Source organism: Rhizobium tibeticum, assembly GCF_900110205.1.
Lineage (GTDB): Bacteria > Pseudomonadota > Alphaproteobacteria > Rhizobiales > Rhizobiaceae > Rhizobium > Rhizobium tibeticum.
In genome coordinates this window covers 26,997-52,323 of the sequence record NZ_FOCV01000004.1, presented here as the reverse complement: position 1 = coordinate 52,323, position 25,327 = coordinate 26,997, and the positions used below count along the sequence as shown (strand labels likewise).

Genomic DNA, 25,327 nt, shown 5'->3' with positions numbered 1-25,327 from the left:
GACCGATTGCCAAGAGAGGCCCTTACGTTTTCACGTAGCGTTGGAAGAACCGGCCCGTCGAAGAGGCAGGCGGCCTCAGTCGCTAAGCTCCGCCTTTCCCCTTGCTCTTGCATCGCCGACCAAGCAGTCGATTCTACTCTTCGCAGGTTTTGAGGCTCATTCGTTGATTTCCGGCTCGACGAGCCTTGCCAGATTGCGAAGCGATTCCTGCCAGCCGAGATAGCATGCCTCCGGAGGAATAACGTCCGGTACTCCCGCCTGGACGACATCGAGTTCGGTGCCGACCGAGACTTTCTTCAACGTCACTGTAACCTCCATTTCACCAGGCAAGTTGGGGTCGTCGAATTTGTCCGTGTAGCGAAGCTTCTCGCCTGGCACCAGTTCGAGATAGTTGCCACCGAAGGCATGACTTTTTCCGGTCGTGAAGTTCCGGAAGGACATCTTGTGTGTTCCGCCGACGGTTGGCTCGAAATGGTGCACCGTGCAGGCAAACCCATTTGGCGGAAGCCATTTGGCCAGTGCATCCGGCTCCAGGAATGCGCGATAGACTTTCTCAGGACTGGCCGCCAGGACGCGGTGAAGACGTATCGTGTTGGGCATGATGATCCTCCTACGGATAGAATACTATGAATGCCCCTAGGACGGGCCAGCTTTTGCCAATCCGACAATGAGATCGAAATATTCGGTCGCAGCCGATGTCGGTCCTTGACCCGTTTCCAAGAGCGCTGGGCAATGCATTCCTCATCCTTGCCAAAGCCGGACCAGTATAACAACCCGCGAGTTGGGTCGGCCGAAATGCGCCACAAGCGGCCTTTGCGGGTTGCGATTACCCCTTATGACTGGCGGCGTCGTCCATGTGCCATCGGTAAATTCAGCTTCGGCCATCGGCTGCGCCTCTTGCAGAGGGCGGCGGACAGCCCAGCGTTGTCCGGTTTTGCCGGGATATGCCCCCGGCAGAGCCCTGCGCCATTCCGCGCAGCCAGAATCAGTGGTAACCCTTTCAACTGATTTGTTTCTCAAGGGCGCATAGTGTTTCGGTTTCCTCTCTTCATAGCGATGACTCTGATTATCGCCTTTGGCGGCGGGATCATGATTTCGCTCTACGCGCTGGATGCAACGGCTGGCTTCGGCGCGATCAAGCTCGGCGCTTGGGAAGCCTTCCCCGAACTGCAAACGGAAAGCGCCGACCCCTATGCGAAATCGCACAGAGCCCGGGCCGGACGCCTGCTCTATGGAAATGCCGAAGGCCTGATGTTCACCGCCAGGGTCGACGATGCGGGCGATCGGCTGAATGCCGGCTGCAGCTACCGCATCACAGGGCAGACGCCGCCTGCCCGCATCTGGACCCTGTTTACCGCAGACAATAGCGGCAACCCGGCCTCGTTGCGGCCAGGACTTCCCGGTGCGATGAATTCCTGGACGGTGCTGCGGCAGGCTGACAGCAGCTTCTCGATCGAGATTGCAGCGCACGCCCGGCCCGGAAATTGGCTGGCACTGCCGGCGGCGGGCACGTTCCAGCTCGTTCTGACCCTGTTCGATACCCCGACGGCGGGCAGTTCCGGCGTCATCGACCTTTCCATGCCGAAGCTCCAGAAAACCGGATGCGGCAATGCTTAGGGTCCTGTTTGCCATTCTTGCGGGACTTTTCGGGGCGGCGCTGCTGCATCTCGTCATCATCCTGTCGCTGCCGCACTTTACCGGCAGGGATGCCGCGACCCGCGTCGCTGCCGAGGGCGATCTCGACAAGTTCTACCTGCTGGGTGCTACCGATGACGCGGCCGGGCTTTCCAACGACGATCCCTTTGTCCGCACCGCGGTCTGCGCGTTCGATATCGAGGAAAATCCGGTCCGCCTGACGGCCAAGGGCAATGTGCCGTTCTGGTCGATCGCACTCTATGACGAGGCATCGAACGAGGTCTTCAGCATGAATGACAGGACGTCGGTCGGAGGCGCGCTCGATGTTCTGATCGGAACGCCGATCCAGCTGACGGAGCTTCGCAAGGCTTTGCCGCCGGATCTGCAGAAGACCATTCTCGTGGAAAGCACGCGTTCGCAGGGTTATGCGGTGCTGAGGACATTGGCGCCCCAGGCGAGCTTTGACGCGGCCGCAAGGAACTTTCTCGCGGAGGCCGGCTGCGACGAGTATGCCGGCTCCTCGAACTGAAGCAATCTCTCTATTTCTTTGCCCGCGAAACGCGATGCGCGGAGGAACGCTTCGAGCTTTCCGTGAGGCGCTCGTAACGCACGCCGGTGAAAAGCAGGATCTGTGCCTCGACCGGTTTCTTGCCCTTGCGGCGTCGCGTCTGAGATAGACGGTCCGCCAATGCGACGACTATTGCCATTCTCGTCTCCATGCACGGCCCGAGACGGATGAACTGCGCAATCTCACCCTGCCCGCCTTTGCGAGCCAGCGCGTCCTGTAGAGCCAGACCGGGCTCCGAGGCATTCGCGCTTTTCTCACGGCACCTGTTTGAAATACCGTGATGTGAAACCGGACGACCGAAGCACTCGACCGCCGTTCATACCCGAATTGAGACATATGACGGTTAACAGATCGTTAATTTCATGCGTGGACATTCGCTGCTTGCACGACGCTCTATAAACGCGCCGTGCCGTCTTTTGGTTTCAAACGTCTCACAAGAAGATTCAGTCCACAATGCCACAATGATATTAGCATTAATTCATATACTTAATGGAGGTTGTGTCGCCGAGGCAAGCTGGACGTCAGTGTGGCCGATTCCCGTCACAAAAATATCAATTGCGGTCCTCAGCAATACCGGTATGGTTGTACGATCGGCTAGGGGTTCGAGGCCGGTCGGCTGGGCGCTGTTCCGTTCACCACGGACAAGGAAGGGGCTAAAATGTCTTTGTTTATCGGTTCGACATTCTCCCCCGAGGACCTTGATGTGCTTCGCCATGCGCTCGATGCCTGGTGTGCGGAAAAGCGGATCGACATCAAGAGCCCCGAGGCGCAACTGGCAGCCTCCGCAGCCCTCGACCTCTACCAATCCGGAAACAATAACGCCGAAAGGCTCTTGGCGGCGCTGCGCGGACACAAGGGGCTTTAGTCTCGGACGCGGCCTCAGGCGATGGCGCCTTTCGGTACAATTTTAATAAAGTCTTCAGCAACCATTAACCCTGCCCATGTAGGATTTGTTCATAACCTATGTGGGTAAGGGGCGTCTCTCTACGTCCAGTCCTGCGGCATCCCTTTTTTGCGTTTCCAGGGTGTGTTCTTGTGCGTGACCGGTTCCGAGACCTAGAGGCTCCATCCGCCAGCCGGAAGAAGGACGTGGTTCTCATGGCGACTGTCAGCAGCTTCGAGGGATTGCAACCGCCGACGCGCTCCGAACTGCGCCAATTCGCCGAACTCTTCACGCCGCTGTTTCAGGCATCCTCCGATGAGGCAAGGCGACAGGCCGTGGCTGCCCTTTCCCAATGCGCGCATATTCCGCCGGCCGTTGCGCTTTTCGTCGGCAGCCAGCCGATCGACATTGCGGCACCCTTCCTCACCTCCTCGCCGGCGATCGACGACGAAACCCTGATCACGATCGCGCGCACGCAGGGTAGCGCGCACATGAAGGCGATCGTCAGCCGGAATGCCCTTTCGCCGCGGGTCATCGACGCTCTGGTCGGTCTGCGTCAGGCAGAACAGCGGCTGGCGGCACCGGTCGAGGTCGAGGCGCCCAGTGTCGTGCCACCCGAACCACCGGCTCCCACGTCCCTCGAGGACGCTGAAGCTGCCGCACACCGCGCCAACGAAGAAGAAATGCGCAACAGGATCCGGGAACTGGCGCGTCACGTCAGCCGTCCGGAGGGCGATCGCCTGGGGCTCAGGAACCTGTCGCCGATCCAGGCCGCGCTGCTCGTCCGCTTCGCCCGCAACCGCGAGGCAGTGCTCTTTGCCAAGGCACTTGCCGATGCACTTTCCGCAAGCCGCTGGCTTGCCGAGCGCATCATGCTCGATATCTCCGGACAGCAGCTGGCGACCACTCTCATCAGTCTCGGCATGGATTTCCTCGACGCCGTCTTCGTGCTCGAAAGGCTCTATCCTCACCTCGCGGAACCGCAGCACAGCGTTACGCGCGCTTGGATGGTGCTGGACGGGCTTGATCCGGAAGAGTGCAGTGCCCGCGTCGAAGCCTGGCGCCGCGCGGACACCTACACCTACCTGCCCGAGGAAACAGAAACGGCCCACCCCGCCCACGAGGTGCCGCCCGCCCGAGACAGGCGCATCATCGGCCGCACACGCTGATCCTGTCTACAGCGGGTTCTGACGCTGATCGACAAGCGGAACGATATCGCCGAGATCGTCGGCTTCCAGCTCGATGATCCAGAGGTCGGGGTCAAACCTCCGCTCGCGCTCGAGCATTTCCCTGATCCTGTCAGGCTCTTTGCGCGTCAACCGCTGCTCGAACAGCCGGGCGCCGGTCGTTTCTTCGTCGAAAAAACTCTGTGGCGCAGGGCCATAAAGCGTCTCAAGACCATCGCGGAAGTGCTGGCGGATGAAGACGACGCCTGCCTCGTCGGCGCCCTTCGCCTCGACAGCGGCAAAGCCGCCCTTGGCAAAAACCCGGCGCAGAATGGCGGAGACAAAGATGTCAGTGCGTAATCTCATCGGCGTCCTATAGCAGACAAACGGGCAGCGCCAATGCTGCGGTCGCCCCGCGCGGTTGATATTGGTCCTCGTCAGAGGTTCGCGCTGTAATTGTGTCGCTACGACGGCAACCTTAGAGCGCGCCAATTTCCTTGAGCTTCTTCAGGACCGCTTCGCTGGGCTCACCGTTCTCGGGAAGGTTGTAGTGCTTCTGGAAGTGGCGGATGGCGGTGCGCGTCTGTTCGCCCGGCACGCCGTCGACGCCGACATTGGCATAGGCCATGTTGGTCAGACCCTTCTGGATCTTCAAGACGAGGTCGACACTCGACAGTTCCGCCGACTGGACTGCCTTCCTTGCGGGTGTCGGCGCGGTCTTGATGTTTCTTTCTGCACTGCGGATGGCGGCGGCGACCGGATCCTCAGCGGATGCCTTCGATGTCACGTCCTCGGGCGGTTTTTCCAACGGAACCGCCGAGGGGCCGACCGAGTCCGTTCTCAGCGCTGCCAGCACGTCGGGCGTCGCGTCGCCCGTCTGCGGCATGCCCACGGTTTCTTCGAAGAAGAGGATCGCCGCACTGGTGCGCGGACCAATCACTCCATCCGGCGTGCCGTTGTAGAGGCCGCGCCTTACCAGCTCGGTCTGGATGTCCATGACGATCTGGCTCGGCCGCTGACCACCAGGAGCGGCCGGCGGCGTCGCATTCGTCTGCGTGGCGTCGGCCTCGTCCTGCCGCTCGATCTTGAACGTCGTGACGTTGCCACCATGCTCCTCGGCGGCCGGCCGGCCGCCAAGCACATTCGGGAAAAGCGCATCACGAGTGCGCAGGAACGGATGCGGATGTGCGCCCGGCTGATACCAGAGCGCGTTGGCGGCAACGAAGCTGAAGATGACCAGGAAGGCTGCCGTGCCGCCGGCAACCGACGGGTTACGGCCAATCACGCCGCCGAGCGCGCTTGCGCCCTGCAGTCCCAATCCGCCAACTGCGGATGCCCCGGTGAGAAGCAGGCCCGGCCTCTTCTGCCGGCCCCTCCTTCCCCTAGGCGATTTTCGCTTGCTCGCGGCCATCGAAAAGCCCCTCTTCCAAAACACCGACAAGCGCCGGCGCAGCCTTCAGTCGCGGCGGGAACTCGACAAGATCGTTGCGGGCAGTACCCGCAGCTGGAATGCCAGAGCCATCCGCTGCGATGGAAATCGTGATGATCGTGCCGGAGCCCGGCGTGCTGGCGATAGCGAAGTCGCCACCATGCAACGCCACCAAACCCTTCACCAGCGACAGACCGAGCCCCGTCCCTTCGAAGCGACGGCTATAGTCGTTCTGGATCTGGACAAAAGGTTGGCCGAGCAGTTCCAGCTTGTCGCCCGGAATGCCGATGCCGGTATCACTGACGCAAAGGTTCAGAACGCCGTCACGCATCGAGGCATCGATCGAGATCGCGCCGCCGGCATCAGTGAACTTCACGGCATTGCCGACCAGATTGATCAGGATCTGCTGGATCGCGCGCTGATCCGCAACGACCTCGTCAAGACCGCGCTGCACGCGGCTCGTCAGCGTCACACCCTTGGTTTTCGCCTGCAACGCCAGCATTGCCTCGCAGGAACGGACGACGGCAGCAATGTCGAAGGGTTCGAGGCAGAGCTCGTAGCGGCCGGCTTCGATCTTGCTCATGTCGAGCATGGTGTTGACGACCGAAAGCAGGTGCGCGCCGGAGTCCCTGACAAGACCGACATATTCGCGCTGGCGTTCGTTCTCAAACTTGCCGAAATACTCGCCGAGCAGAATGTCGGAGAAGCCGAGGATGGCATTGAGCGGGGTGCGCAGCTCGTGGCTGACGGCGGCGAGGAACCGCGATTTTGCGTCGTTGGCCGTGCGGGCGTCGGCGGCACGGCTCTGCGCTTCCTGCCGCAACTGCTGCTCCATCGAGACGTCGCGCAGCTGGGCAATCACGCTGAAGAAGACGCCGTCGCTGTCATGCCGCGCCGTCAGGTCCATGCGCAGATAGGCAAACTGCCGGTTGTCGCGCGAAACGGACGGGCGCTCCAGGCGCAGGTCGACGGCGGCCCTCGCCTCGCCCTGGCGCAACTGATCCAGCGCCTGCAGGAAAAGAATACGGTCGGAGACGTGTATCTGATCGACGAAGCCCTTGCCGATCGGATCGCGCATCCAGGCGAGATACTCGCGCTTGTCGCGACCGCCGACGGTGGTGACGTTGCCCTGTGGGTCGAGGAACAAGGCGAGACCGGGCGTTGCCTCCATGAAAAAGTCTTCGGCAATGGGCGCGGCGACCGCCGCCGTTGCCGTGCTCTGGCGCGACAGCGCAATGCTGCCCACTGCGGAGAAGAGGAAAGCCGCGCACACGGTCGCGACACCTACCGGCAGTGCGACAGCGGGACTGGTGACCAGGGAGAGCCCGACGGGTGCTGCAACGAGAGCCACAGACGACAGCAATGCCAATCGGCGCAGGATCATCAGTTCGCGTTGGCGCACGGCTGCACCGCCGCCTGTCCGGGAGAGCCAGCTTCCGACTGCCCGGTCCACGAGGGCTGCCGCCCGCTCTGCGATCTTACTCATTACACGCACGCAATACCCGCCCGAAAAAGGCTCTTTACCAAGGCGGACAATAGGCCTTGGGCGCTTAAAGAAAGGATAAGGGAAAAGCCGCCTCCACGCCGCAAAAGAGCGAAATGTCCCGTTTTTGGGCATATGAAAGCGGCTTTGGTTTTTACGGTTAACGGGCGGTAAGCGACGGATTTCGCTCACATTTCGGACTTCCGTTAACCTTTGTGGCAGCTTCGCCGCAAGGTTTGCCTGCAATTACAGGAGGTGGCCCGCCACATGCTTAACGACGGTCGCTACAATTTGACTGAAATGTGGTGCAAATCCCGTTCATTAAAATTCGAGCTAAATTTGCCGCAAATGCCGACGAGTTTCGAAAACCGGCATTCGCAACTCTGCTCTAAGGTCAAAGCACACCGCAAGACCGGACAGATTCGGCAGCAAGACCGAACGGCAAATCAGGATGGGCAACGACGATGTGGTTTCTGATCAAAGGATCATTCTGGTTCGGGCTTGTGCTCGTGCTCTTGTCGTTTTTCAGCGGCGAAAGCTCTACAGGTCCCCAGCCGAAATTGCAGGTTTCCGACGCCTTTGTCGCGGCGACAGGTGCCTATGACTATGTGACCGGCATGTGCGGCGAGAAGCCGGAAGTCTGTGTCAAGGGTGCCGAGACCATGACAGCCCTCGGCCACCGGGCTCGCGAAGGCGCCCGTGTCGCCTACGAGCTGTTGGACAGCCGCTTCGGCGACGATAATGCAGTCAAGCCTGCTGTTGCGACAATCGCGCCGAGTGCTCCTGTCGCGGCGCTTGCACCGGCGCATGCCGAGGCCCAGACCGCGGCGCAGGAACGGACCGCAGCCCTCAACCAGCCGCTGCCCTATCGCCCGCCGGTTGATGACGGCGGCGAGGCCATCTCCGACACCGTAACGACCGGCACCATTCCGCTGCCGACGCCGCGCCCTGCCAGCTGAGAATTCCGCGAGACTTCCCGCAACCAAGCTTGCACCGACGATCCGCACGACGCGGAAAAGTCCCGTGCCTGACGTGCCTGCCCTGTTTATTTTCAGCCTTTGCTGCGCCGCGTGGATGCATATCCTTTGCGGCGTTTCTTTTTAATGGTTCAAATCTGGCCGCGTTTCACCTATATGAATCTTGATAACGAAAGGCTAGAATACATGACGTCCCTCGAGCAGATCCTCGATGATTTCTCCTTCCTTGACGACTGGGAAGACCGCTATCGCTATGTGATCGAGCTTGGAAAGGCGCTGCCGGACCTTCCCGACGACCAGAAGATATCGGCCAACAAGGTGATGGGCTGCGCCAGCCAGGTCTGGCTGGTCACGCACACCGAGGGGGATCCGGACAATCCGTTGATGACTTTCGAGGGCGACTCCGACGCGCATATCGTGCGCGGGCTCGTGGCCATCGCGCTGGCGACCTATTCCGGCAAGAAGGCCTCCGAGATCGCTGCGCTCGATGCCTTCGACGTATTCTCCAAGATCGGCCTTGTCGAACACCTTTCCTCGCAGCGCGCCAACGGTCTGCGCTCGATGGTCAACCGCATCCGCGAGGAAGCACGCGTACGCGCCGTGGCCTAGGCAGCCGCCGACACCGGTCACGAATACAATTCGGGCCGATAGCCCTCCGCACCCCAACACTCCACGCGCGGTCGGGGCGCCGGTGCGGGCCGACTATAATGCCGTGACAGCGCCATCAGCGCCGTACGCAACACCAGCTTGGCAGAGCGCACCGGCCGCCGACGCTCCCGCTCCACGGTTTCCAGTCCTTCATGAAGCAGCAGACATCGAGCCGCACGCCGGCAAGCTCCGGGCCCATCGCTTCCAGCGCGCGCGGCGATCGCGCTGTCGGCGAGGTCGGCCATGCCGCCACGCTCTCCTTTCGCACGACTTGCATGGTGCGGCGGCCTGGAGGCGGTGATCCGGGGACAAACAAAAGGATGCATGCGCAACGTTCTGTTGATCCCGCTTCTCAATTTCTTTGACGGGCGGATGAACAGGATTACTGTCCCCCGTTCCTATCCCTCCAAAAACACAAAAGCCGGGCTTCTGCCCGGCTCTTCAGATCGTATTCTTGGCAACAATCAGCCGCGGCCGCGCTTGCGACGCTGGCCGAGCCCCATTTCCTTTGCGAGGCGCGAACGCGCTTCAGCATAGGCCGGCGCTACCATCGGGTAGTCGACGGGAAGCTCCCATTTCTCGCGGTATTCTTCCGGCGAGAGGCTGTGGTGGGTCATCAGATGACGCTTGAGCGACTTGAAGTTGCCGCCACATTCCAGGCAGGTGATCTGCTCATCCTGAACGGATTTACGCACCGATACAGCCGGCTTCTGCTTCTCGACAACCGCCGTTGCAGGTTGCGGCGCCGATGTATTGCTCAGTGCCGAATGCACGTCCGAGATCAGGTTGGCAAGATCGCCAACTGGGACCACATGGTTGCTGACATAGGCGGCGACAATGTCTGCGGTAAGCTCCACCAGCAATTCCGGCCCGCTACCGGCTGCAGTATCCGTCATAATACGTTTCTCCTGTTTCAATGCTCCAAAGGTCTAAGCCTCGTCAGCCAAGACCGTCATCGTAGAGCGAACAGCAAAAAACTCAGGCTACGGCTACCTGTTTCGAAAAACTGAAATCCACCCCTAGATTCCTGAGGCCGAAACCCGTTTCTTATACTGCCTGATTTCGAATTAGTACGCTATCACGCAGTCCACTTCCTCAAGTAAACACTGAAATGCAAAGCCAATGAGGAAATAAGCAACGTCATTCTAATTCAATATCAGAACTCTACTTGGAACACCAAATATCACCGTTTTGCGAAAACGCCAATTATTATTTCATATATATCTACCGAAAAATGCCCCACTCGCAAGAATTGTCTGCCCTAGACCCAAACATTAACCATTAAGAAATCTGCAAAAGGGTGCAAAAATCAACTTAAAATACTGAATCGGAAGCGCTCTCATCTTTTGGCGAGGTCATCACGCACCGATTGAGGGCCAAGACGGTGTCCTGTCTGGTGTGCCGCTTTGGCGAGAAGATGCGCTGCGACCGGCGCCGTTAACAGAAAAAAGACGAACCCTGCCAGCGCCCGCGCAAAGACCGCAACCTCGCCCGACGCGACACCGGCGGCGAAAAGCAGCATGCCGGAACCGACCGTTCCGGCCTTGGAAGCGGCGTGCATACGCGTGTAAAGGTCCGGTAACCGCACGACGCCGAGCGCGGCGACGAGGGCAAACAGCGAGCCGGCAAGCAGCAGGAACGTGACGGCAAGCGCGACCGCGTAGTCCATCATGCCTTGCCCTTTCTTTCCGCTGCGCGGCTGCGTTTGGCTGCCACTTTGGGCTTTTTCGAGGCACCCGCGGTTTTTTCGCTGTGCCGTTCTGCAACAATGCTGCGCGACATCACGAAACGCGCGAAGGCGACCGTCGCCAGGAAGCCGACCAGACCCAGCGAGATGGCAATGTCGATGTAGAGGCTAAAGCCTGTTTTGACCGCCAATACGGCAATGAAGCCGATCGCCGTGCCCGAAAGCGTGTCGAGCGCCAGTATCCTGTCAGGCAGCGTCGGCCCAACAACCACCCGCCAGCCTGCCAGAAGAAAGGCGACGCCAAGGATCATGAGAGCGACCCCGGCGGCTGCGGAGACGATGGCAAGCGGCGCGATCATCGGAAGGCCTCCATGATCCTGCGTTCGAAACCGTTGGCGATATCGCGTTTGGTCGCTTCGGGATTGGCACAATCCAGCGCATGGACATAGAGCGTCTTGCGGTCCTCGGAGACATCGACCGACAGTGTGCCTGGCGTCAGCGTGATCATGTTGGCAAGAAGCGTAATCTCGAAATCGCGATCGACAGTCAGGGGAAAGGCGAAGATGCCGGGTTGCAGCCGCATGTTGGGCGTCAGCACCGTGACGGCGACCCGCCAGGCGGAAATCGCCAACTCTTTCAGAAACAGTAGGGTAAGATGCAGGATTGCCCAAGACCGGCGAAGATATCCCCTACTGCCATAGGGCTCGCGCACAATAGTGAGGCACAAGGCGCCGAGAGCAAAGCCGAATATGAGATTGTGCGGCGAGGCGCTGCCGGTGACGGTAGCCCAGGCGATGGCCAGAAGGAGGTTAAGCAGCAGGGCAATCATGGCATCGCTCCGTCCGGGAAGACCGACTGCAGATAAGCCGTCGGATCGACGAGACCGGTGGCCGCCGCCTGCGCCAATTCCAACAGCGTCTCCGGTAGAATGCCGAAGCCGGCAATGAGGGCCGTGAGGATCACGAGCGGCAGCCCCGCCTGCCAGCCAATCGAGGCTGCCGGCTGCGGCGCTGCGGCCGGCCGCCAATAGGCGAGCAGGAACACGCGTCCGAACGCGATCGTCATCAGGAAACCGCCGATCAGGATCGCGGCGGCCAGCCACCACGCGCCGACATCGATCGACGCCCGGACCAAGACCACCTTCGGCCAGAAGCCGGAAAGAGGCGGCAATCCACAGGCGGCGAGAAACAGGATGAAAGACACGGCAGCAAAACTGCCGCTGCGACGATAGAGCCCACCAAGGTCGGCCAGCGAGAAGCTACCAGCGAGCGCGGCTGCCTGTCCGGCTAAAAGATAGAGCGCCGTCATCAGCAGCATGGAATGCAAGGCGTAGAAGATCGCACCCGAGAGACCGCCGGGCGTGCCGAGCGCAATGCCGACCAGCATGTTGCCGATGCCCGATATCACCACGTAGCCGAGCAATTTGCGGATATCGTCCTGCGCCAGAGCGCCGAGCGCGCCGAAGACAATGGTGGCCGCACCGGCCACGGCGATCACCAGGCTCAATTGCTCGCGCTCGACCGGCAGCAGCATCACCATGATGCGGATCAGAGCGTAGACGCCGACCTTGGTCAGCAGACCGGCAAACAGCGCCGACACGACGATGCGCGGCGTGTGGTAGGAGGCCGGCAGCCAGAAATTGACGGGAAAGGCAGCCGCCTTCATGGCGAAGGCCAGCACCACCAGAGCTGACAGGGTCATCAGCGGCGCGGTGTCGCGCGCACCTTCCACCTTGCCTGCGATATCGGCCATATTGAGCGTACCGAAGACCGCGTAGACAATGCCGACTGAGATCAGGAACAAGGTCGTTCCGATCAGGTTCAGTACCGCATATTTCAGCGCCCCGTCGATCTGCCCGCGCTCCGAGCCGAGGATCAACATGCCAAAGGACGAAATAAGAAGAACCTCGAACCAGACGTAGAGGTTGAAGACGTCGCCGGTCAGGAACGCTCCTGAGACGCCTGCCATCAGCAGCATCAAGAAGGGGAAGAAGCCGTAGCGGCGACCGCTTTCGGTCACATCCTTCAGTGCATAAAGGCCGCCGGCAAGCGCCGCGACGGCGGCAGTCAGGGTCATCAGCGCGCCGAAGAGATCGACGGTGAAGGCGATGCCGAAGGGAGGAAGCCAGCGCCCCATGACCATGGTCAACGGGCCATGCGCGACGACCTTTGCCAACAGCGCGGCATCCAGCAAGACCAGAACGGCAAGGCCGGGAATGGCGACCAGCGCCTGCAACCGCGTCGAGCTGCGCATCATCAACAGCGCAGCGCCGAGGGTGAGGCAGAGCGCGACGGGTGCAATGACAAGCCAGTTCGCCAAAGGCACAGGCGCCGTCACCATCGCAGCGGAAAGATCGGTGATCGTATTTGCCGGAGCCGCCATCTAGTACCCCATCGGCGGCAGCGGCGGATCGACGGGTTCGGCCACCCGCATCTCGTCGGTGTTGTCGGTGCCGATATCCTGATAGGCGCGATAGGTCAGCACCAGGAGGAAGGCGAGGAAGGAAAACGAGATGACGATCGCCGTCAGAATCAACGCCTGCGGCAACGGATTGGCGGCGGCGGCCGGAAGCGCATCGAGATTGGCCGGGATGATCGGCGGCACCTCGCGCGTCAACCGCCCGGCCGTGAACAGCAGCAGGTTGACGGCGTTGCCGAGGATGGCGATGCCGAGCATGATGCGGATCGAGAATTTCGACAGCATCAGATAGATCGCGGCGGCGAAGAACAGACCGACAAGGATCGCAAACAGCGGCTCCATCACTCGACCTCCCTTTCTTCCAGCGCCAACGCGATCGAGGTGATGGCGCCGACCACCACCAGGTAGACCCCGATATCGAAGAGCATGACGGTCGAGAGCGGCACCTCGACGCCTGAAATCTCGGGATAGATCCACAGCCCGGTCATGAACGGCACGCCAAAGCCAATCGACAGAAGGCCGGCGCAGCAGGACATCAATAGTCCGGCGCCTGATATCGACAGCGGATGGAAAATGATGGCCCTGCGGACGGCGCCAACGCCGCGGGCAATGCCGAAGATCGCCAGCGCCGAGGCCGCAATCAGACCACCGATGAAGCCGCCGCCCGGCTCGTTGTGGCCGCGCAGGAGGACGAAGAGGGAAAAGAGCAGCATCAGCGCCGTCAAAACCGGGGCGATCGTGCGGAAGATCAGCGTGTTCACGGGCGCTCGACTCCCAGATCCTCGGGAGCATCCGGATCGTTTTCCGCAAGCTTGCGCTCGGTCTGCGCGCGGACGCGAATGAGGGCGAGGATGGCAAGGCCGGTGATGGCGACGACGGCGATCTCGCCCAGCGTATCGGTACCGCGGAAATCGACGATGATGACGTTCACGACGTTGGCGCCATGGGCGACCGACTTCGAGTAGGTATTGAAGAACTCCGTCAGCGCGTTGTTGAACGGCGCCTGCGTGGCTTTCATCAGCAGCAGCGCGAAGCCGCAGCCGCAGGCGATGGCGATGCTGCCGTCGAGTATCTTCTGGCCGAGTGGCCGCCGGTCGGTCGGCGACAATCGAAGGCGGGTCATGACCAAAGCCAGGATGACGACCGACAGTGTCTCCACCATGAACTGCGTGAAGGAAAGGTCGGGCGCACCGAACAGCAGGAATATGATGGCGACGGAGAAGCCCTGGATGCCGAGGGAGACGATCGCCGTCAGCCGGTCACGCGCAATGACAACGCTCAACAGGCCGAGCACGGCGAGCAGGAAAACGGCCCATTCGTGAATCTGGACCTCTCGCGGCCAGACGGGAAGCGCAGGCATTTCGCCGTAGAGCCAGAGCGGTACGAGCAGGATCGCGGCGACGCAGAGGAAGGTACAGGTGATGTAGAGTTCAAGTCGTCCCGGCTGGACAAAACGCGTCGCGCGGACCGACAGGCTGACGAGACCGGCAATGAAGTGATCGAAACCGCGATCCGGCCCCGGTCCGAGCTTGCCTAATACCACTGCCATCTTCCGACGCGCTTGGTCGATTTTCCAATAGACAAGAAGGCCGAGCGCGATCGTAAGGGCGGAAAGAAGCAGCGGCACGCCGACATGCGGGATCAATGAAATCTCGATCACGCTCGACGAGCCCCGGATTGCCGACGCCGCCGGAGACGAGATGTAGTGATGAAAACCTGCCGAGAAGACTGCACCGATCAAACCGAGCAGTGCCAGCACGACGGGACCGGCCAACAGCAATGGCGGCGCCTCGCGCGGGTGCTTCGGCGTTTCCGGAACAGACCCGAGAAACGGCTTCAGCGTCACCGCAAAACCGATCGCGAACATCAGCGCGTTGCCTGATACCGCAACCAGCGTAAAGACGATCGATCGCGGGTCCCCATGGGCCAGCGCGGCATAGATTTCCTCCTTGGCGAGGAAGCCAAAAAATGGCGGCAGGCCGCCCATCGAAATCGCCGCGGCAAGGGCGGCAGCAAATGTCAGCGGCATCGCCTTCCTCAGGCCGCCGAGCCGGGTGATGTCGCGCGTGCCGGTCTCATGGTCGATGATGCCGGCAACCAGGAACAGCGCTCCCTTGAAGAACGAATGCGCCACGAGGTAGAGCGCCGCGGCCTCGACCGCATGGGGAGAGCCGAAGCCGGTCAGCAGCACAAGAAGGCCAAGCGACGAGACGGTCGTGTAGGCGAGTTGCAGCTTGAGGTCGGTCTGACGGATCGCAAGCAGCGTGCCGATGATCAACGTCGCGCCACCAAAGAGCGGCAGCAATAGCTCCCACGCAGGCGTCCCGCCCATCACCGGATTGAGCCGCATCAGGAGATAGACGCCCGCCTTCACCATTGTCGCCGAGTGCAGGTAGGCGGAAACCGGTGTCGGCGCCTCCATCGCGTTCGGCAGCCAGAAATGAAACGGAAACTGCGCGGACTTGGTGAAGGCGCCGCCGAGAACGAGGATCAGGATCGGCAGGTAGTATGGATTGGCGCGCAGCAGATCGCCGGACTGAAGCAGCGTCGACAGCTGCGTGGCATTTGTCGTGCTCCAGATCAGCAGTAGGCCCGCCAACAGCAAAAGGCCGCCGCCACCGGTAACGACAAGCGCCTGTAAGGCGGCACGACGGGCGGCAGGGCGCTCGTGGTGGAACCCGATCAGCAGGAAGGACGTGATCGACGTCAGCTCCCAGAAGACGAAGAGCATCAGCAGGCTGTCTGATACGACGAGGCCGAGCATGGCGCCCATGAACAGGAAGATGAACGAGAAGAAACGCCCTTGATCCCGGTGCCCCTTCAGATACCCGCCGGCATACAGCACGATCAGCGTGCCGATACCGGTGATCAGCAGCGCAAAGGTCAGCGAAAGACCGTCAAGCAGCCAGGAGAAGCGGAGGTCGAAACTCGGCACCCAGGCATAGCCGCCGGTGATCACCTTGCCGGCCGATATCGCCGGCAGCAGGCTGGCGAAGTGCGCAAAGGCCAAAAGCGGCGCGAGCGCCAGCAGCCAGGCGGCGCTTGCACCAAAGGCGCGAACGAGAAAGGGAGCAACAACAGCGCCGAGAAGTGGCAGACACAAGGCCGCAAATGTCAAAGCCGTGACACCGGCCATGTGCCCTCCTCTGCTGGCAACGCTTCGTGGAGCCGGCGAAAGCCGGAAGTCCCGTCAGGTGTACGAGAACAGGAGCGCGGTCACAAGCCTTGTTCGACCAGGAGCAACTTGCAGCGGCGGGATACCCACAGGGAACGGGTTCTGCCCGCATCCTTCCAGGCCTACATACCGCTTTGCCGAGATCTGCATCCCTTGATCCCTGCGGTTTCCCGCACCACATTGCTGTCGAAAATCAAAGCCGTACCCCCCGGCGCGAAAGGAACAAGCCATGGCCGATACGACAATCGCCAAAGTTCACAAGACCGACGCGGAATGGAAAGAACAGCTGACGCCCGAGCAATACCGGATCACCCGGCAGCATGGCACCGAGCGTGCCTTCACCGGCCCCTACTGGGATTCGTTCGAGACCGGGCTCTATCGCTGCGTCGGCTGCAATTCGCCGCTTTTCCGTTCGGATACAAAATTTGATGCCGGCTGCGGCTGGCCGAGCTATTTCGAGGCGGTCTCGCCCGACGCGGTGATCGAGCATCGCGATGCGAGCTACGGCATGGTCCGCACGGAAATCCGCTGCGGCACGTGCGATGCCCATCTCGGGCACGTCTTTCCCGACGGCCCGCCGCCGACCGGCCTGCGCTACTGCATCAACGGCCACGCGATGGTGTTCGAACCGGGGAAATAGCGCCTCGGCCCGGAGATCAAGTTCCGGGACTATCTTGAAAGCGCCCGACGACGGCGTCAACGCTTTCATCCAGCGACAAGCGCGACGTGTCCAGTATCTCACAGCCCTTGGCCGCTGCCTCGCGGCGGAGGAAGGCTGCCCAGGCCATCATCTCGGCGTCGGCAAGCTCGGGCTGCCCGCGCTCGACCGCCAGGCGATGCCTTCGTGTCTCGTCATCGCAATCGGCCAGCAGCGGCCGATAGGCGATGCCGGCAACACTTGCCGCCTCCTCCAGGAAAGCAAGGCGCATCTGGCCTTCGAGCAGTTGATTGCGGCCCGACCGCTGAGCTTCTGCAAGACTCCCCAGCCATTTGAAGGTCATGGCTCGCTGCCAACCCGCCGGCGAGCCATAGTCCGCCGTCATCTGCCCGAGCGAGGGAACGCCGATGTCATCGAAATAGTAGACATCAATCTCACCCGTGAACCGGGCGGCAATCGCCTTGGCGATCGCCGTCTTGCCCGATCCCGAAGCGCCGGTGAGAACGATAAGGCTCACTTCGTAACCCTAAGCTCCATGCAGGTCAGGTCAAGCCAGCGGCCGAACTTGGTACCGACTTCCGAGAAGGTTCCGGCAACGCGGAAGCCGAGCTTTTCATGCAGCTTGATGGAGGCCGCATTCGCCGCCTCGATGCCGGCGATCATCACATGGATGTTGGCGTCGGCGGCGCGCTCAATCAGCGCCCGCATCAGCAATTCGCCAATGCCAGCGCCGCGGCGATCCTTGTCGACATAGACCGAGTGTTCGACCGTGTGGCGATAGCCGTCGAAAGCCCGCCAAACGCCATAAGAGGCATAGCCCGCGACCTTGCCGTCCTTCTCGGCAACAATGACCGGAAATCCCTTCGCCTTGCGGGCCTTGAACCATTCGATGCGGTTGTCGAGATCAACCAGTGTTTCGTTCCAGATCGCCGTCGTATGCTCGACAGCGTGGTTGTAGATATCGCGGATGGCTGGGAGATCGGTTTCGGTGGCGTCGCGCACGAGAACGGCGTCGGTCATATCAGGTCCAGTTCCAGTTCGGTTCCGGCAAGCGGCATACGCCCCGCATTCAGCGTTGTAAACCGACGAAATCGTGCGACGGAAGCGATCGTCCGCGACAGGGTATAGCGTCATTACGGACGCCGCCGGCTTCACGATCGCCAACGAGGCCGACAACGGCGACGGCAAGACGCTGCAATCGGCAGACGGAATGGCCAGGCAGGACAGCTGGCAGATCAACTCTTCGAAGCCCTCAAGGACGTTCGCCAGCTATTCCGACACGCGCAAGGATCGCATTACGCGCGCGCCATGGCTCTCTGCCACGATGCCTTCGGATACCTCAGGCTGGCGTATCCGAAGGCGGCGCTGAAGGCATATGATCCGGTGGTCCAGCATCTGGACAAGACATTGGCTGCGCCACCGCGGCTGGGGATCAGAGCCCCGCGCTCGCCATGCTGAAGCAGGTGAGTACCGCTGAATAGTGCACGGCCGCTGCGGCCACGACGAAACCGTGCCAAATGGCGTTCTGGAAGCGCAACTTTTCCCAGACGTGAAAGATGACGCCGAGAGAATAGATGACACCGCCGACGAGGATCAGCAGCATCGATACGTAGGGGACGCGCTCGGCCACCGGCCCGGCCACGAAGATACCGCTCCACCCCATGCCGAGATAGAGAAGGATGGCGACCTTGTCGAAGCGCCCGGGAAAGGCGCATTTCAGGAAGATGCCGAGGGCAGCGATCGCCCAGATGCCGATCAGCATCCCGAACAGAAGCGGACTGTCGGCGCCGCGTTCCAGGAAAGGCGTGTAGGTGGCGGCGATCAGGATGAAGATTGAGGAATGATCGAGACGGCGAAGGAACCACTTCGTGCGCGAGACCGGCCAGGCATTGTAGGAGAAGGAGATGGCGATCGTCAGCACCAGGCCGATGCTGTAGATCCATGCGGCGGCGAGTTCGGCATGGGAACTCCAGAGGGTGGCGTAAAAGATCAGAACGGTCGCGCCGATGAGCGCAAACGCAAGTCCGACGCCGTGGACGACGCCGTCGGCGATAAGCTCGTATTTGTCATAAGCCCAGCGGATGCCGTTGAACTCCGTCATGCAGGAAACCCTCATAATACTCAGATCGTGTCACCGAAACGGGATACGTGCAACACAACAGGTGTACAGGCCGATAAACATTCGTGAGCGACGAGAGGCGGTTATCGACTGGAGGTAACAGGAAAACATAATCCCGAAAATCGGAATCGATTTTCGGGATTCGGCCCGCTTTCAGCAATTTCCTTTAGGCTCGAGCGCCCGGACCGTCTGCCGAACGCATCCCATCTCGCAAAAAAGGCCGCCGCAGAGTTCGGCGCATCACAAGCGAGGATTTTACCGCCGAAGAACGCAGCATTCGGGACATGCTACGCGCTGCCGCTGCGATGGCGGCGGCTTGAAACGCACCACAAGGGGGCGGCCGCGGAGACCGGATCGCCCCTTTGTGGAAATGCGTGCTAGCCCAGGCCCATGCAATCCTCGCAAAGTGGGGCATAAGGCACGGCGCCGAGACGCTTCGTTGAAATTGACTCCCCGCAGCGGACGCAGGTGCCATACGTGCCTTTCGCGATCCGATCGAGGGCGGCGCCGATGGCGCGCAGCTCTTCCTGGCCGGCCTGGCCAAGCCCCTCCAGCACCTCGTCGTTCTCGCTCTCGACCGCGCGGTCGTCGCTGTCCTGCTCCTTGGTGCGTCCGAGATCGCCGTCGATGCGGCTCAGCCGCGATTCAAGCTCACGCTGGCGGTCGCGTAGGATCTTCTCGTATGTCTGCGTGTCGTTCATGGAAGTTCCTCCATCGGTCCTGTGCCATTTTCTCCTTAGCGCTGCCTGTCGACCAGCACAGAGCATTTGGCATGCCTGACGACACGGTCGGCGGTGGCGCCGATGAAGTAGTTGCTGAAGTCGGGGATATGGGAAGCGACGATGATGAGATCCGCATCATGCGCTTCGGCCGTGGCGAGGATGCTATGGGCCGGGCGGCCGTGGCCGATTTCGATCATTGCGGGTATGCCGCTCGTGCGGATCAGCATTCCGAGCTTCTCCTGGGCATCATCGATCGCGTTCTGCAGCAGGTCGGCCGGCAGATCGATCGCAACATAGGTGGGAACGTCCTCGACGACGTTGAGCAAAATGATCTCGCCACCCGTATCAAGGAGCGTGGATGCTTTGCGCAACGCCCTCTCGCCGCTGTGCAGCGCCCCTATTTCGATTGGAACGATGATTTTCTTGTACATGCAGGCCTCCAGCGCCGCCGTTTCTCACGACCACATCCTCACAGGAGATAAATAAGGCGCTTTGATCAAGATCAAGATCGCGCGGATTTTTGTCAACGATCGTCGAACGCTCAATCATCAAAAACAGGGCTTCTGTGAACAATCGGAATCCGCCATATAGAGAGCAAGTACAGCGGCCAAGGGGACCTCTGAGGCATATGGACCGGCGCAAATTCCTTGGTATCGCTACGGGCGGCGCTCTCGCCGCCAGCGCCGGTACGCCTCTCTCAGCCAAGGCAGGAGATACGCCCATGAACACCGAAACGTCCTATGCCCTGACGCGCCCTGCCTATGTCGACCAGTCGCACCTCGTCGTCACCGACCTGCCGCTGGTGTCCAGTTTCTACCAGTCCATGCTCGGCCTGAAGGTCATCGAGAAAAGCGCCAGCGGCGACGTGCTCGGCGTCGGCGGCACGCCGCTTCTGGCGCTGACGACGGGCAAGGATGTCCGCATCGCGCCGCGCAATGCCGCCGGCCTCTTCCATACGGCCTTCCTGATGCCCAGCCGCACCGAGCTCGCGCGCTGGCTGCGCCACGCCGCACATAATAATGTCGCCCTGGACGGCGCATCCGATCACCTGGTCAGCGAGGCCATCTATCTCTCCGACCCGGAAGGCAACGGCATCGAGATCTATGCCGACCGACCGCACGAGCAGTGGAAGTTCCATCCGGACGGCCAGGTGGAGATGGCCACGCGTCGTCTCGATCTGCAGTCGCTCTACAACACTGCGCCCGACGATACCTGGAACGGCATGGCCGACGGCACCGCAATCGGCCACATCCACCTGCAGGTCGGCGACATACCGGAGGCCGACGCATTCTACCGCGATGTGCTTGGCTTGAGGCTGATGGCGCGCTATCCCGGCGCCAGCTTCTTTGCCACAGGCGATTACCATCACCACGTCGCCGCCAACATCTGGAACAGCGCCGGCGCCGGCGCCCGTGCCGAGGGGATGACCGGCCTTTCCGACTACGCCCTTCGCTTCAACGACAAGGCCGCGCTCGACAAGGCCATCGCCAAGCTCGACGAGCTCGAGATCAGGAGCGACAAGCGCAATAGTGGCGTGTTCCTGCGCGACCCCTGGGGTATCGGCCTGACGCTGCGCGCCTGACCCCTCAGGAACCTGAAGGGGTTCTGTGCGTTTCCGTCGCGAAGCATCTGGGCTTCCGGGGATCGTCCATCGATGGGAATTGCCAGCGGTATCCGCAAGCAGGCCAGCAAGATCACCATGGGCGAGCGCTCTGTCAGCGCCTGGGCCGAAAAACTGAAGCAAGACACGGAGGAGATGCCGCAAGCGCCGATGCACCGCGTCGAAAAGGACGGGCTTGATATCACCATGGCCTGGGCTGTGATCGGCATCTTTGCGATGCTCGCTCTTTCGGCCATCTACATGATGTCGCTCATTCTCGTTCCGGTGACGCTTGCCGTTGTCGTTGGCATGATTCTCGGGCTACTGGCGGAAAAGCTCAGCAGACTCGGCGTACCGCGCATCACCAACGCCGTCATCCTGTCGACCGGCGTCGCGCTGGTGATCGTCCTCGTTGCCAATTCGCTTGCCGGACCGCTGACGACGCTTGCCAATGAGGGCCCCGCCTTCGTCGAGAAGACGTTCAACCGGCTGATGCCCTATCTCGAGCGAATCCGGTGGCTGCACATCACGCCGGAGACCTTCCAGGGCGGACCGATGTCGAGCGACAAGCTCCTCGAAAATACGGGCAACGTGCTGCATCTCATCAGCGCCAACCTGACCCCTGCCCTTGTCCAGGCGTTGATCTTCTTCGCGGCGCTGCTGCTCTTCCTTGCCGGACGTGTCAGCCTGCGCAGATCGATCATCATGGTCTTTCGCACGCGTCCGCAGCGGCTTGCCGCCATCCGGGTGATCAACAGTGTGGAACAGGTCCTCGGCTTCTACTTCGCCACGGCTTCGTTGATCTATCTGTGCCTGGGCGTCATGATGATGGTGATCGCCTATCTCGGCGGTCTTTCAGCGCCGGTGCTCTGGGGCTTCTTTGCCTTTCTTTCGAGCTTCATCCCCTATCTCGGCATTGCCTCCATGACGCTTGCGGCGGCTATAGCCGGCATCATCACGCATGACGGCCTGCTGGTCGGCCTCATGCCAGCCGCAGCATTCTTCATCGTCCACCTCATCATGGAAAATCTGGTCTTCCCGGCGGTGATGGGGAAGCGCCTGGAAATCAATCCTTTCGTGGTGTTTCTGGCAATTCTGTTCTGGACTTGGATGTGGGGCGCAGTTGGTGCTATGCTCGCCCTACCACTATCGCTGATTGTCATGACCATCATCGATGAACTTTTCATCGAAGAGAGACTGCAGCCGCAATTGCCGAAATAATTGAGGTAAGACGCGTCAGATGGCCGAAATCAATCTTGCAGGGTCCCGCCACAACCGGCTGAAGAGTGGCATCCCCCCGTGGAGCCACGCCGGAACGAAACCCGCCTACCAGCCACTTCAAGACAATCTCAAGGTCGACGCCATGGTGATCGGCGGAGGGATCACGGGCGCGCTGCTCGGTCAGCACCTCTCCGAACGCGGGCTTTCCGTGATCATCGTCGACCGCGAGACGCCTGGTCTCGGCAGCACGGCGGCGAGCACGGCCATGCTGCAATGGGAGATCGACCGGACGCTGAGCGAGCTCGAGCATTTCTATGGTTTCGAACGCGCCGTCGGTATCTACAGGCGAAGCGCTGCCGCCGTCGCAGGTCTCTCCAAGCTGATCCTCGCCCATCGCATCGCCTGCAATCTGCTGCCTCGGCAGTCGCTGCTCCTGACCAGCAACCAGGAGGGCGCCCGCGATCTGCACAAGGAGGTCGAGCTTCGTCGCCAGGCGGGCCTGCCCAGCCGATATCTGGAGCATTGCGATCTCTTTACCGAATTCGAACTCGATCGCGATGCGGGCATCCTGTCCCGCGGCTCGGCGGAGGCCGATCCGCTGCTCCTGACCTGGGCCCTGCTGGACATTGCCGTGAAGCAAGGCGCGCGTCTCATCGGCGCCTCGGTCACCAAACTCCATAGCGAAGGTGGGCGGGTGAGCGCCGAGACCGACGGCTCGTTCGTCATCGAAGCCAAAACTGCAGTGCTCGCCACCGGCTACGCCATGCCGGGCATCGATATGCCGAAACTGCATCGGACGACGTCGAGCTGGGCACTTGCAACGATGCCGCAGGATCCGGCAATGCTGTGGCGCGACCAGGTGCTGATCTGGGAAGACAGCCATCCCTATCTCTACACGCGCACGACGCCGGACGGGCGAATCATCGCTGGCGGCGAGGACGACGATACTGTCGACCCCGCGATCCGCGACAGCAAGCTTGCTGAGAAGATCGTCACGATCCGGGAAAAGATGAAACGGCTCTGGTCAAGGGCTGACACGCGCGTCGCGACGGCGTGGTGCGGCACGTTCGGGGAGACTTCGGACGGGCTGCCGCTGATTGGTGCCGTTCCCTCGATGCCGCAGGTCTATGCCGCTTATGGCTACGGCGGCAACGGCATCACCTTTTCCTATCTCGCGACGCAGGTGATCGGCGCAATGATCGGCGGAGGATACCGCGACTGGTTCGACGATTTCGCCCTGGACCGTGACGCGCCGGATGTACTTGGACGTCCGAGCGTCAAAGAGGACCGCACGCAGAGCGCCGTCAACTAATCACTGCGTCGTCTGGTCGTCGCCGGTATCCTCGACATCCTGCAGGCGGACGAATTCGACGCCCTTGGCCTTCAGGTCGAGGATCGCCTTGGCAACACCCTCGCCCGCGACGTGGGTCGGCTGGTTGATATGGGAGATCACCACATCGCCGTCCTTGGCGGCGGCAATCCGCTTTTCCGTGACCGCCGCACCGAGCAGCGAGCCGCCGTCGCCATTCACGGAATAGCCGGCGATGCGGTATCCCATTTCGCGGATCTGGGCGATCGACGACCGGTCGTATTTGGCGGTCGAGCCGCGGAACCAATGCGGCCTGGCAATGCCGGCTGCGAGCATCGCATCGGCGCCACCCTGCACTTCCTGGCGCACCGCCTCCGGCGAGCCGGCAGACGCAATGCCATAGATGGAGACCGGCTTGTCCACGGCTGGAATATGGTTCTGGCCGTGGTTCTCGAGTTCGAAAAGATCGGGGTTCTCAAGGAAGACCTGCAGCGCCTGTGGATTGTGCTTCAGCCAGCGTGCGGTGACGAAAATGGTTGCGGGGATCCGCTCGCGAACCAGCACCGAGAGGATGCGGTCGTCAGCCTTGCCCATGCAGGCGTCGAACGTCAGCGCCACGCGCGCGTGGCCCTCGACGTCGGAACGGGCAATGCGCAGATGCGGCTCCACCAGCTTTGGCTGGGCTGCCATCTTTGGCGGCTGGGCGATGTTCTGTGGTGCGGTGATTGCGGGCGTGTCCTGCGGCGGGAGAGCGGCAGCGGCGGCGGCCGCGATGGAGGCGGCGGAGGCGATCAGCAGCGCCGGAGCGAGAGAAATTCGATTCATACCAAAGAGAAGCCGTTCATTGTTCAAGCGCTGCATAACGCACCCAGCGCGCCGGCGCCATGTGGTCTGATGCCGCTTGCGGTCGCTCCTGCGATTTGCCGCCAGCATTCAACGAAGAGCTGATGCCTGAGGACTAAGGCTTCAGAAAGGCAAGGCAGGCGAGCGCCCTGATCCGCCCTCGATCAATCATAGAGGTAGTACTTTTCCCACTTCTCCTTCGGCACCTTCTCGCCGATCTTATAGTCAAGCTCGCGAACATTCATGTGCTGCGGACCGGTGATGCAGGTGTAGGACAGGTGATACCAGTCGCCCTTGCTTCGGAACACGGCGCCAGGTGCGTCCAGCTTGTTGTCACTTGGGACGGGATCCTTGAAGGTGTAGGCGATGACCTTGTCGGGCCTGTAGCCGGTATCGTCCTTGTTGATTCGGCTCATCGCCTCGGTGTCGCAGCTCTGTTCGAGCCGGGTCGCGGGGTCGAGCTTTTCGAGTTGCTTCTTGATTGCGGGATCGACTGCGAACGCGGGAACCGCAAGGCTAAATGCGGAAAGAAGCAACACGAGGCGTTTTGGCATTACAGTAGGATTCCTTTGCATTCTCATTCCGGAATCGCCTGTGGACGACCGGGGCTTTCACGGTCGAACAGGGGATAAATTCCGGGCGACGTAGCGGACTTTCTTAAACAATGTGGTGACATCAAGGCAACGTGAGCATTCCTTCGGTTTTGTCACGGCGGTGCGTTCGGCGCTTGATCCGATGCATGCGCGCCTCTATCTCTTGCCAACCTGACACCACGTATCCGGAGCC

General features: G+C 61.2%; 32 protein-coding genes. 11 read left to right on the top strand and 21 right to left on the bottom strand.

Annotated elements, in window-relative coordinates; translation table 11 throughout:
• Positions 1-156 precede the first annotated feature (156 nt).
• The gene (locus BSG20_RS05635) at positions 157-600 is read right to left on the bottom strand and encodes an SRPBCC family protein (RefSeq protein WP_072372141.1); all 444 of its coding nucleotides are present in this window, start codon (positions 598-600) and stop codon (positions 157-159) included.
• 429 nt (positions 601-1,029) lie between these two features.
• Between BSG20_RS05635 and BSG20_RS05630 the strand changes: the two genes are divergently transcribed.
• Together BSG20_RS05630 and BSG20_RS05625 are read left to right on the top strand one after the other, a co-directional pair.
• Positions 1,030-1,617 carry a DUF1214 domain-containing protein gene (locus tag BSG20_RS05630; protein ID WP_072372138.1) on the top strand — a complete coding sequence of 196 codons (588 nt, stop codon included), beginning with the start codon at positions 1,030-1,032 and terminating at the stop codon, positions 1,615-1,617.
• Positions 1,610-2,164 carry a DUF1254 domain-containing protein gene (locus tag BSG20_RS05625; protein WP_072372136.1) on the top strand — a complete coding sequence of 185 codons (555 nt, stop codon included), beginning with the start codon at positions 1,610-1,612 and terminating at the stop codon, positions 2,162-2,164. Before BSG20_RS05630 ends, BSG20_RS05625 begins: the two co-directional genes overlap by 8 nt.
• A gap of 10 nt (positions 2,165-2,174) precedes the next feature.
• Here BSG20_RS05625 and BSG20_RS36315 read toward each other — a convergent pair whose 3' ends face one another.
• The gene (locus BSG20_RS36315; RefSeq protein WP_167371542.1) at positions 2,175-2,342 is read right to left on the bottom strand and encodes a hypothetical protein; all 168 of its coding nucleotides are present in this window, start codon (positions 2,340-2,342) and stop codon (positions 2,175-2,177) included.
• Between the two features lie 519 nt (positions 2,343-2,861).
• Between BSG20_RS36315 and BSG20_RS05620 the strand changes: the two genes are divergently transcribed.
• Positions 2,862-3,068, top strand: a complete 207-nt coding sequence (locus BSG20_RS05620) for a hypothetical protein (RefSeq protein ID WP_037117211.1) — start codon at positions 2,862-2,864, stop codon at positions 3,066-3,068.
• A gap of 170 nt (positions 3,069-3,238) precedes the next feature.
• Positions 3,239-4,255, top strand: a complete 1,017-nt coding sequence (locus BSG20_RS05615; protein WP_072372133.1) for a DUF2336 domain-containing protein — start codon at positions 3,239-3,241, stop codon at positions 4,253-4,255.
• 6 nt (positions 4,256-4,261) lie between these two features.
• Here BSG20_RS05615 and BSG20_RS05610 read toward each other — a convergent pair whose 3' ends face one another.
• The 3 genes from BSG20_RS05610 to BSG20_RS05600 form a co-directional block, all read right to left on the bottom strand.
• Positions 4,262-4,618 (bottom strand): DUF1491 family protein, encoded by a 357-nt coding sequence (locus BSG20_RS05610; RefSeq protein ID WP_072372130.1) that lies wholly within the window; start codon positions 4,616-4,618, stop codon positions 4,262-4,264.
• A 112-nt stretch (positions 4,619-4,730) separates the two neighbouring features.
• Positions 4,731-5,663 (bottom strand): peptidoglycan-binding domain-containing protein, encoded by a 933-nt coding sequence (locus BSG20_RS05605; protein WP_072372127.1) that lies wholly within the window; start codon positions 5,661-5,663, stop codon positions 4,731-4,733.
• Positions 5,635-7,167 (bottom strand): sensor histidine kinase, encoded by a 1,533-nt coding sequence (locus BSG20_RS05600; RefSeq protein WP_072372124.1) that lies wholly within the window; start codon positions 7,165-7,167, stop codon positions 5,635-5,637. The genes BSG20_RS05605 and BSG20_RS05600 overlap by 29 nt, the downstream gene beginning before the upstream one ends.
• 461 nt (positions 7,168-7,628) lie before the next feature.
• Between BSG20_RS05600 and BSG20_RS05595 the strand changes: the two genes are divergently transcribed.
• Both BSG20_RS05595 and BSG20_RS05590 read left to right on the top strand, forming a co-directional pair.
• Positions 7,629-8,123: a DUF5330 domain-containing protein gene (locus BSG20_RS05595; protein WP_072372122.1), complete on the top strand. Its 495-nt coding sequence runs from the start codon at positions 7,629-7,631 to the stop codon at positions 8,121-8,123.
• A 204-nt stretch (positions 8,124-8,327) separates the two neighbouring features.
• A complete protein-coding gene (locus BSG20_RS05590; RefSeq protein WP_072372172.1) occupies positions 8,328-8,750 on the top strand; it encodes a SufE family protein in 423 nt (140 codons plus the stop codon).
• Between the two features lie 17 nt (positions 8,751-8,767).
• Here BSG20_RS05590 and BSG20_RS37245 read toward each other — a convergent pair whose 3' ends face one another.
• The 9 genes from BSG20_RS37245 to BSG20_RS05545 all read right to left on the bottom strand — a co-directional run bounded on the left by BSG20_RS37245 (position 8,768) and on the right by BSG20_RS05545 (position 16,030).
• Entirely contained in the window at positions 8,768-9,115 is a 348-nt protein-coding gene (locus BSG20_RS37245) for a DUF6456 domain-containing protein (RefSeq protein ID WP_368681544.1), read from the bottom strand.
• 138 nt (positions 9,116-9,253) lie between these two features.
• Positions 9,254-9,685, bottom strand: a complete 432-nt coding sequence (locus BSG20_RS05580) for a Ros/MucR family transcriptional regulator (protein ID WP_024313785.1) — start codon at positions 9,683-9,685, stop codon at positions 9,254-9,256.
• 443 nt (positions 9,686-10,128) lie between these two features.
• Entirely contained in the window at positions 10,129-10,461 is a 333-nt protein-coding gene (gene mnhG, locus BSG20_RS05575; protein WP_177309815.1) for a monovalent cation/H(+) antiporter subunit G, read from the bottom strand.
• Positions 10,458-10,835, bottom strand: coding sequence for a cation:proton antiporter (locus tag BSG20_RS05570; RefSeq protein WP_072372120.1), 378 nt, complete (start codon positions 10,833-10,835; stop codon positions 10,458-10,460). Before BSG20_RS05570 ends, mnhG begins: the two co-directional genes overlap by 4 nt.
• On the bottom strand, positions 10,832-11,305 hold the full coding sequence (locus BSG20_RS05565) for a Na+/H+ antiporter subunit E (RefSeq protein WP_072372118.1): 474 nt from the start codon (positions 11,303-11,305) through the stop codon (positions 10,832-10,834). Before BSG20_RS05565 ends, BSG20_RS05570 begins: the two co-directional genes overlap by 4 nt.
• Positions 11,302-12,858, bottom strand: coding sequence for a Na+/H+ antiporter subunit D (locus tag BSG20_RS05560; protein ID WP_072372116.1), 1,557 nt, complete (start codon positions 12,856-12,858; stop codon positions 11,302-11,304). The genes BSG20_RS05565 and BSG20_RS05560 overlap by 4 nt, the downstream gene beginning before the upstream one ends.
• Positions 12,859-13,236: a Na+/H+ antiporter subunit C gene (locus BSG20_RS05555; protein WP_024313790.1), complete on the bottom strand. Its 378-nt coding sequence runs from the start codon at positions 13,234-13,236 to the stop codon at positions 12,859-12,861.
• Entirely contained in the window at positions 13,236-13,655 is a 420-nt protein-coding gene (locus BSG20_RS05550; protein ID WP_072372114.1) for a Na(+)/H(+) antiporter subunit B, read from the bottom strand. Before BSG20_RS05550 ends, BSG20_RS05555 begins: the two co-directional genes overlap by 1 nt.
• Positions 13,652-16,030: a putative monovalent cation/H+ antiporter subunit A gene (locus tag BSG20_RS05545; RefSeq protein ID WP_072372111.1), complete on the bottom strand. Its 2,379-nt coding sequence runs from the start codon at positions 16,028-16,030 to the stop codon at positions 13,652-13,654. The genes BSG20_RS05550 and BSG20_RS05545 overlap by 4 nt, the downstream gene beginning before the upstream one ends.
• 268 nt (positions 16,031-16,298) lie before the next feature.
• Between BSG20_RS05545 and msrB the strand changes: the two genes are divergently transcribed.
• Positions 16,299-16,709 (top strand): peptide-methionine (R)-S-oxide reductase MsrB, encoded by a 411-nt coding sequence (msrB, locus tag BSG20_RS05540; RefSeq protein ID WP_072372108.1) that lies wholly within the window; start codon positions 16,299-16,301, stop codon positions 16,707-16,709.
• 16 nt (positions 16,710-16,725) lie between these two features.
• Here msrB and BSG20_RS05535 read toward each other — a convergent pair whose 3' ends face one another.
• Positions 16,726-17,244 carry a hypothetical protein gene (locus BSG20_RS05535; protein ID WP_072372105.1) on the bottom strand — a complete coding sequence of 173 codons (519 nt, stop codon included), beginning with the start codon at positions 17,242-17,244 and terminating at the stop codon, positions 16,726-16,728.
• Positions 17,241-17,747 carry a GNAT family N-acetyltransferase gene (locus BSG20_RS05530; protein ID WP_072372102.1) on the bottom strand — a complete coding sequence of 169 codons (507 nt, stop codon included), beginning with the start codon at positions 17,745-17,747 and terminating at the stop codon, positions 17,241-17,243. Before BSG20_RS05530 ends, BSG20_RS05535 begins: the two co-directional genes overlap by 4 nt.
• 73 nt (positions 17,748-17,820) lie before the next feature.
• On the opposite strand from BSG20_RS05530, the gene BSG20_RS05525 reads away from it, so the two are divergent.
• Positions 17,821-18,096 carry a hypothetical protein gene (locus BSG20_RS05525; protein ID WP_072372099.1) on the top strand — a complete coding sequence of 92 codons (276 nt, stop codon included), beginning with the start codon at positions 17,821-17,823 and terminating at the stop codon, positions 18,094-18,096.
• Between the two features lie 63 nt (positions 18,097-18,159).
• Here BSG20_RS05525 and trhA read toward each other — a convergent pair whose 3' ends face one another.
• The 3 genes from trhA to BSG20_RS05510 form a co-directional block, all read right to left on the bottom strand.
• On the bottom strand, positions 18,160-18,828 hold the full coding sequence (gene trhA / locus BSG20_RS05520; RefSeq protein WP_072372096.1) for a PAQR family membrane homeostasis protein TrhA: 669 nt from the start codon (positions 18,826-18,828) through the stop codon (positions 18,160-18,162).
• Positions 18,829-19,223: 395 nt separating this feature from the next.
• Positions 19,224-19,547: a TraR/DksA family transcriptional regulator gene (locus tag BSG20_RS05515; protein WP_072372093.1), complete on the bottom strand. Its 324-nt coding sequence runs from the start codon at positions 19,545-19,547 to the stop codon at positions 19,224-19,226.
• 35 nt (positions 19,548-19,582) lie between these two features.
• Positions 19,583-19,999 carry a universal stress protein gene (locus tag BSG20_RS05510; RefSeq protein ID WP_072372090.1) on the bottom strand — a complete coding sequence of 139 codons (417 nt, stop codon included), beginning with the start codon at positions 19,997-19,999 and terminating at the stop codon, positions 19,583-19,585.
• 290 nt (positions 20,000-20,289) lie between these two features.
• Between BSG20_RS05510 and BSG20_RS05505 the strand changes: the two genes are divergently transcribed.
• From BSG20_RS05505 to BSG20_RS05495, 3 genes are all read left to right on the top strand, one after another.
• Positions 20,290-21,150, top strand: coding sequence for a VOC family protein (locus BSG20_RS05505; protein WP_072372169.1), 861 nt, complete (start codon positions 20,290-20,292; stop codon positions 21,148-21,150).
• 72 nt (positions 21,151-21,222) lie between these two features.
• Positions 21,223-22,389, top strand: coding sequence for an AI-2E family transporter (locus BSG20_RS05500; RefSeq protein WP_072372086.1), 1,167 nt, complete (start codon positions 21,223-21,225; stop codon positions 22,387-22,389).
• 19 nt (positions 22,390-22,408) lie between these two features.
• Positions 22,409-23,701 (top strand): NAD(P)/FAD-dependent oxidoreductase, encoded by a 1,293-nt coding sequence (locus tag BSG20_RS05495; protein ID WP_072372082.1) that lies wholly within the window; start codon positions 22,409-22,411, stop codon positions 23,699-23,701.
• Here the strand turns inward: BSG20_RS05495 and BSG20_RS05490 are convergent, their stop codons facing one another.
• Entirely contained in the window at positions 23,702-24,523 is an 822-nt protein-coding gene (locus BSG20_RS05490) for a polysaccharide deacetylase family protein (RefSeq protein WP_072372167.1), read from the bottom strand.
• Between the two features lie 182 nt (positions 24,524-24,705).
• Positions 24,706-25,095, bottom strand: a complete 390-nt coding sequence (locus BSG20_RS05485) for a DUF930 domain-containing protein (RefSeq protein ID WP_024313807.1) — start codon at positions 25,093-25,095, stop codon at positions 24,706-24,708.
• Positions 25,096-25,327 lie beyond the last annotated feature (232 nt).

What these genes read in the sequence shown, in the direction of transcription:
- BSG20_RS05635 (WP_072372141.1), bottom strand. Translation starts at nt 600, where the DNA reads ATGCCCAACACGATACGTCTTCACCGCGTCCTGGCGGCCAGTCCTGAG.
- BSG20_RS05625 (WP_072372136.1), top strand. Translation starts at nt 1,610, where the DNA reads ATGCTTAGGGTCCTGTTTGCCATTCTTGCGGGACTTTTCGGGGCGGCG.
- BSG20_RS36315 (WP_167371542.1), bottom strand. Translation starts at nt 2,342, where the DNA reads ATGGCAATAGTCGTCGCATTGGCGGACCGTCTATCTCAGACGCGACGC.
- BSG20_RS05620 (WP_037117211.1), top strand. Translation starts at nt 2,862, where the DNA reads ATGTCTTTGTTTATCGGTTCGACATTCTCCCCCGAGGACCTTGATGTG.
- BSG20_RS05610 (WP_072372130.1), bottom strand. Translation starts at nt 4,618, where the DNA reads ATGAGATTACGCACTGACATCTTTGTCTCCGCCATTCTGCGCCGGGTT.
- BSG20_RS05605 (WP_072372127.1), bottom strand. Translation starts at nt 5,663, where the DNA reads ATGGCCGCGAGCAAGCGAAAATCGCCTAGGGGAAGGAGGGGCCGGCAG.
- BSG20_RS05600 (WP_072372124.1), bottom strand. Translation starts at nt 7,167, where the DNA reads ATGAGTAAGATCGCAGAGCGGGCGGCAGCCCTCGTGGACCGGGCAGTC.
- BSG20_RS05595 (WP_072372122.1), top strand. Translation starts at nt 7,629, where the DNA reads ATGTGGTTTCTGATCAAAGGATCATTCTGGTTCGGGCTTGTGCTCGTG.
- BSG20_RS05590 (WP_072372172.1), top strand. Translation starts at nt 8,328, where the DNA reads ATGACGTCCCTCGAGCAGATCCTCGATGATTTCTCCTTCCTTGACGAC.
- BSG20_RS37245 (WP_368681544.1), bottom strand. Translation starts at nt 9,115, where the DNA reads ATGCATCCTTTTGTTTGTCCCCGGATCACCGCCTCCAGGCCGCCGCAC.
- BSG20_RS05580 (WP_024313785.1), bottom strand. Translation starts at nt 9,685, where the DNA reads ATGACGGATACTGCAGCCGGTAGCGGGCCGGAATTGCTGGTGGAGCTT.
- mnhG (WP_177309815.1), bottom strand. Translation starts at nt 10,461, where the DNA reads ATGATGGACTACGCGGTCGCGCTTGCCGTCACGTTCCTGCTGCTTGCC.
- BSG20_RS05570 (WP_072372120.1), bottom strand. Translation starts at nt 10,835, where the DNA reads ATGATCGCGCCGCTTGCCATCGTCTCCGCAGCCGCCGGGGTCGCTCTC.
- BSG20_RS05565 (WP_072372118.1), bottom strand. Translation starts at nt 11,305, where the DNA reads ATGATTGCCCTGCTGCTTAACCTCCTTCTGGCCATCGCCTGGGCTACC.
- BSG20_RS05560 (WP_072372116.1), bottom strand. Translation starts at nt 12,858, where the DNA reads ATGGCGGCTCCGGCAAATACGATCACCGATCTTTCCGCTGCGATGGTG.
- BSG20_RS05555 (WP_024313790.1), bottom strand. Translation starts at nt 13,236, where the DNA reads ATGGAGCCGCTGTTTGCGATCCTTGTCGGTCTGTTCTTCGCCGCCGCG.
- BSG20_RS05545 (WP_072372111.1), bottom strand. Translation starts at nt 16,030, where the DNA reads ATGGCCGGTGTCACGGCTTTGACATTTGCGGCCTTGTGTCTGCCACTT.
- msrB (WP_072372108.1), top strand. Translation starts at nt 16,299, where the DNA reads ATGGCCGATACGACAATCGCCAAAGTTCACAAGACCGACGCGGAATGG.
- BSG20_RS05530 (WP_072372102.1), bottom strand. Translation starts at nt 17,747, where the DNA reads ATGACCGACGCCGTTCTCGTGCGCGACGCCACCGAAACCGATCTCCCA.
- trhA (WP_072372096.1), bottom strand. Translation starts at nt 18,828, where the DNA reads ATGACGGAGTTCAACGGCATCCGCTGGGCTTATGACAAATACGAGCTT.
- BSG20_RS05515 (WP_072372093.1), bottom strand. Translation starts at nt 19,547, where the DNA reads ATGAACGACACGCAGACATACGAGAAGATCCTACGCGACCGCCAGCGT.
- BSG20_RS05510 (WP_072372090.1), bottom strand. Translation starts at nt 19,999, where the DNA reads ATGTACAAGAAAATCATCGTTCCAATCGAAATAGGGGCGCTGCACAGC.
- BSG20_RS05505 (WP_072372169.1), top strand. Translation starts at nt 20,290, where the DNA reads ATGAACACCGAAACGTCCTATGCCCTGACGCGCCCTGCCTATGTCGAC.
- BSG20_RS05500 (WP_072372086.1), top strand. Translation starts at nt 21,223, where the DNA reads ATGGGAATTGCCAGCGGTATCCGCAAGCAGGCCAGCAAGATCACCATG.
- BSG20_RS05495 (WP_072372082.1), top strand. Translation starts at nt 22,409, where the DNA reads ATGGCCGAAATCAATCTTGCAGGGTCCCGCCACAACCGGCTGAAGAGT.
- BSG20_RS05490 (WP_072372167.1), bottom strand. Translation starts at nt 24,523, where the DNA reads ATGAATCGAATTTCTCTCGCTCCGGCGCTGCTGATCGCCTCCGCCGCC.
- BSG20_RS05485 (WP_024313807.1), bottom strand. Translation starts at nt 25,095, where the DNA reads ATGCCAAAACGCCTCGTGTTGCTTCTTTCCGCATTTAGCCTTGCGGTT.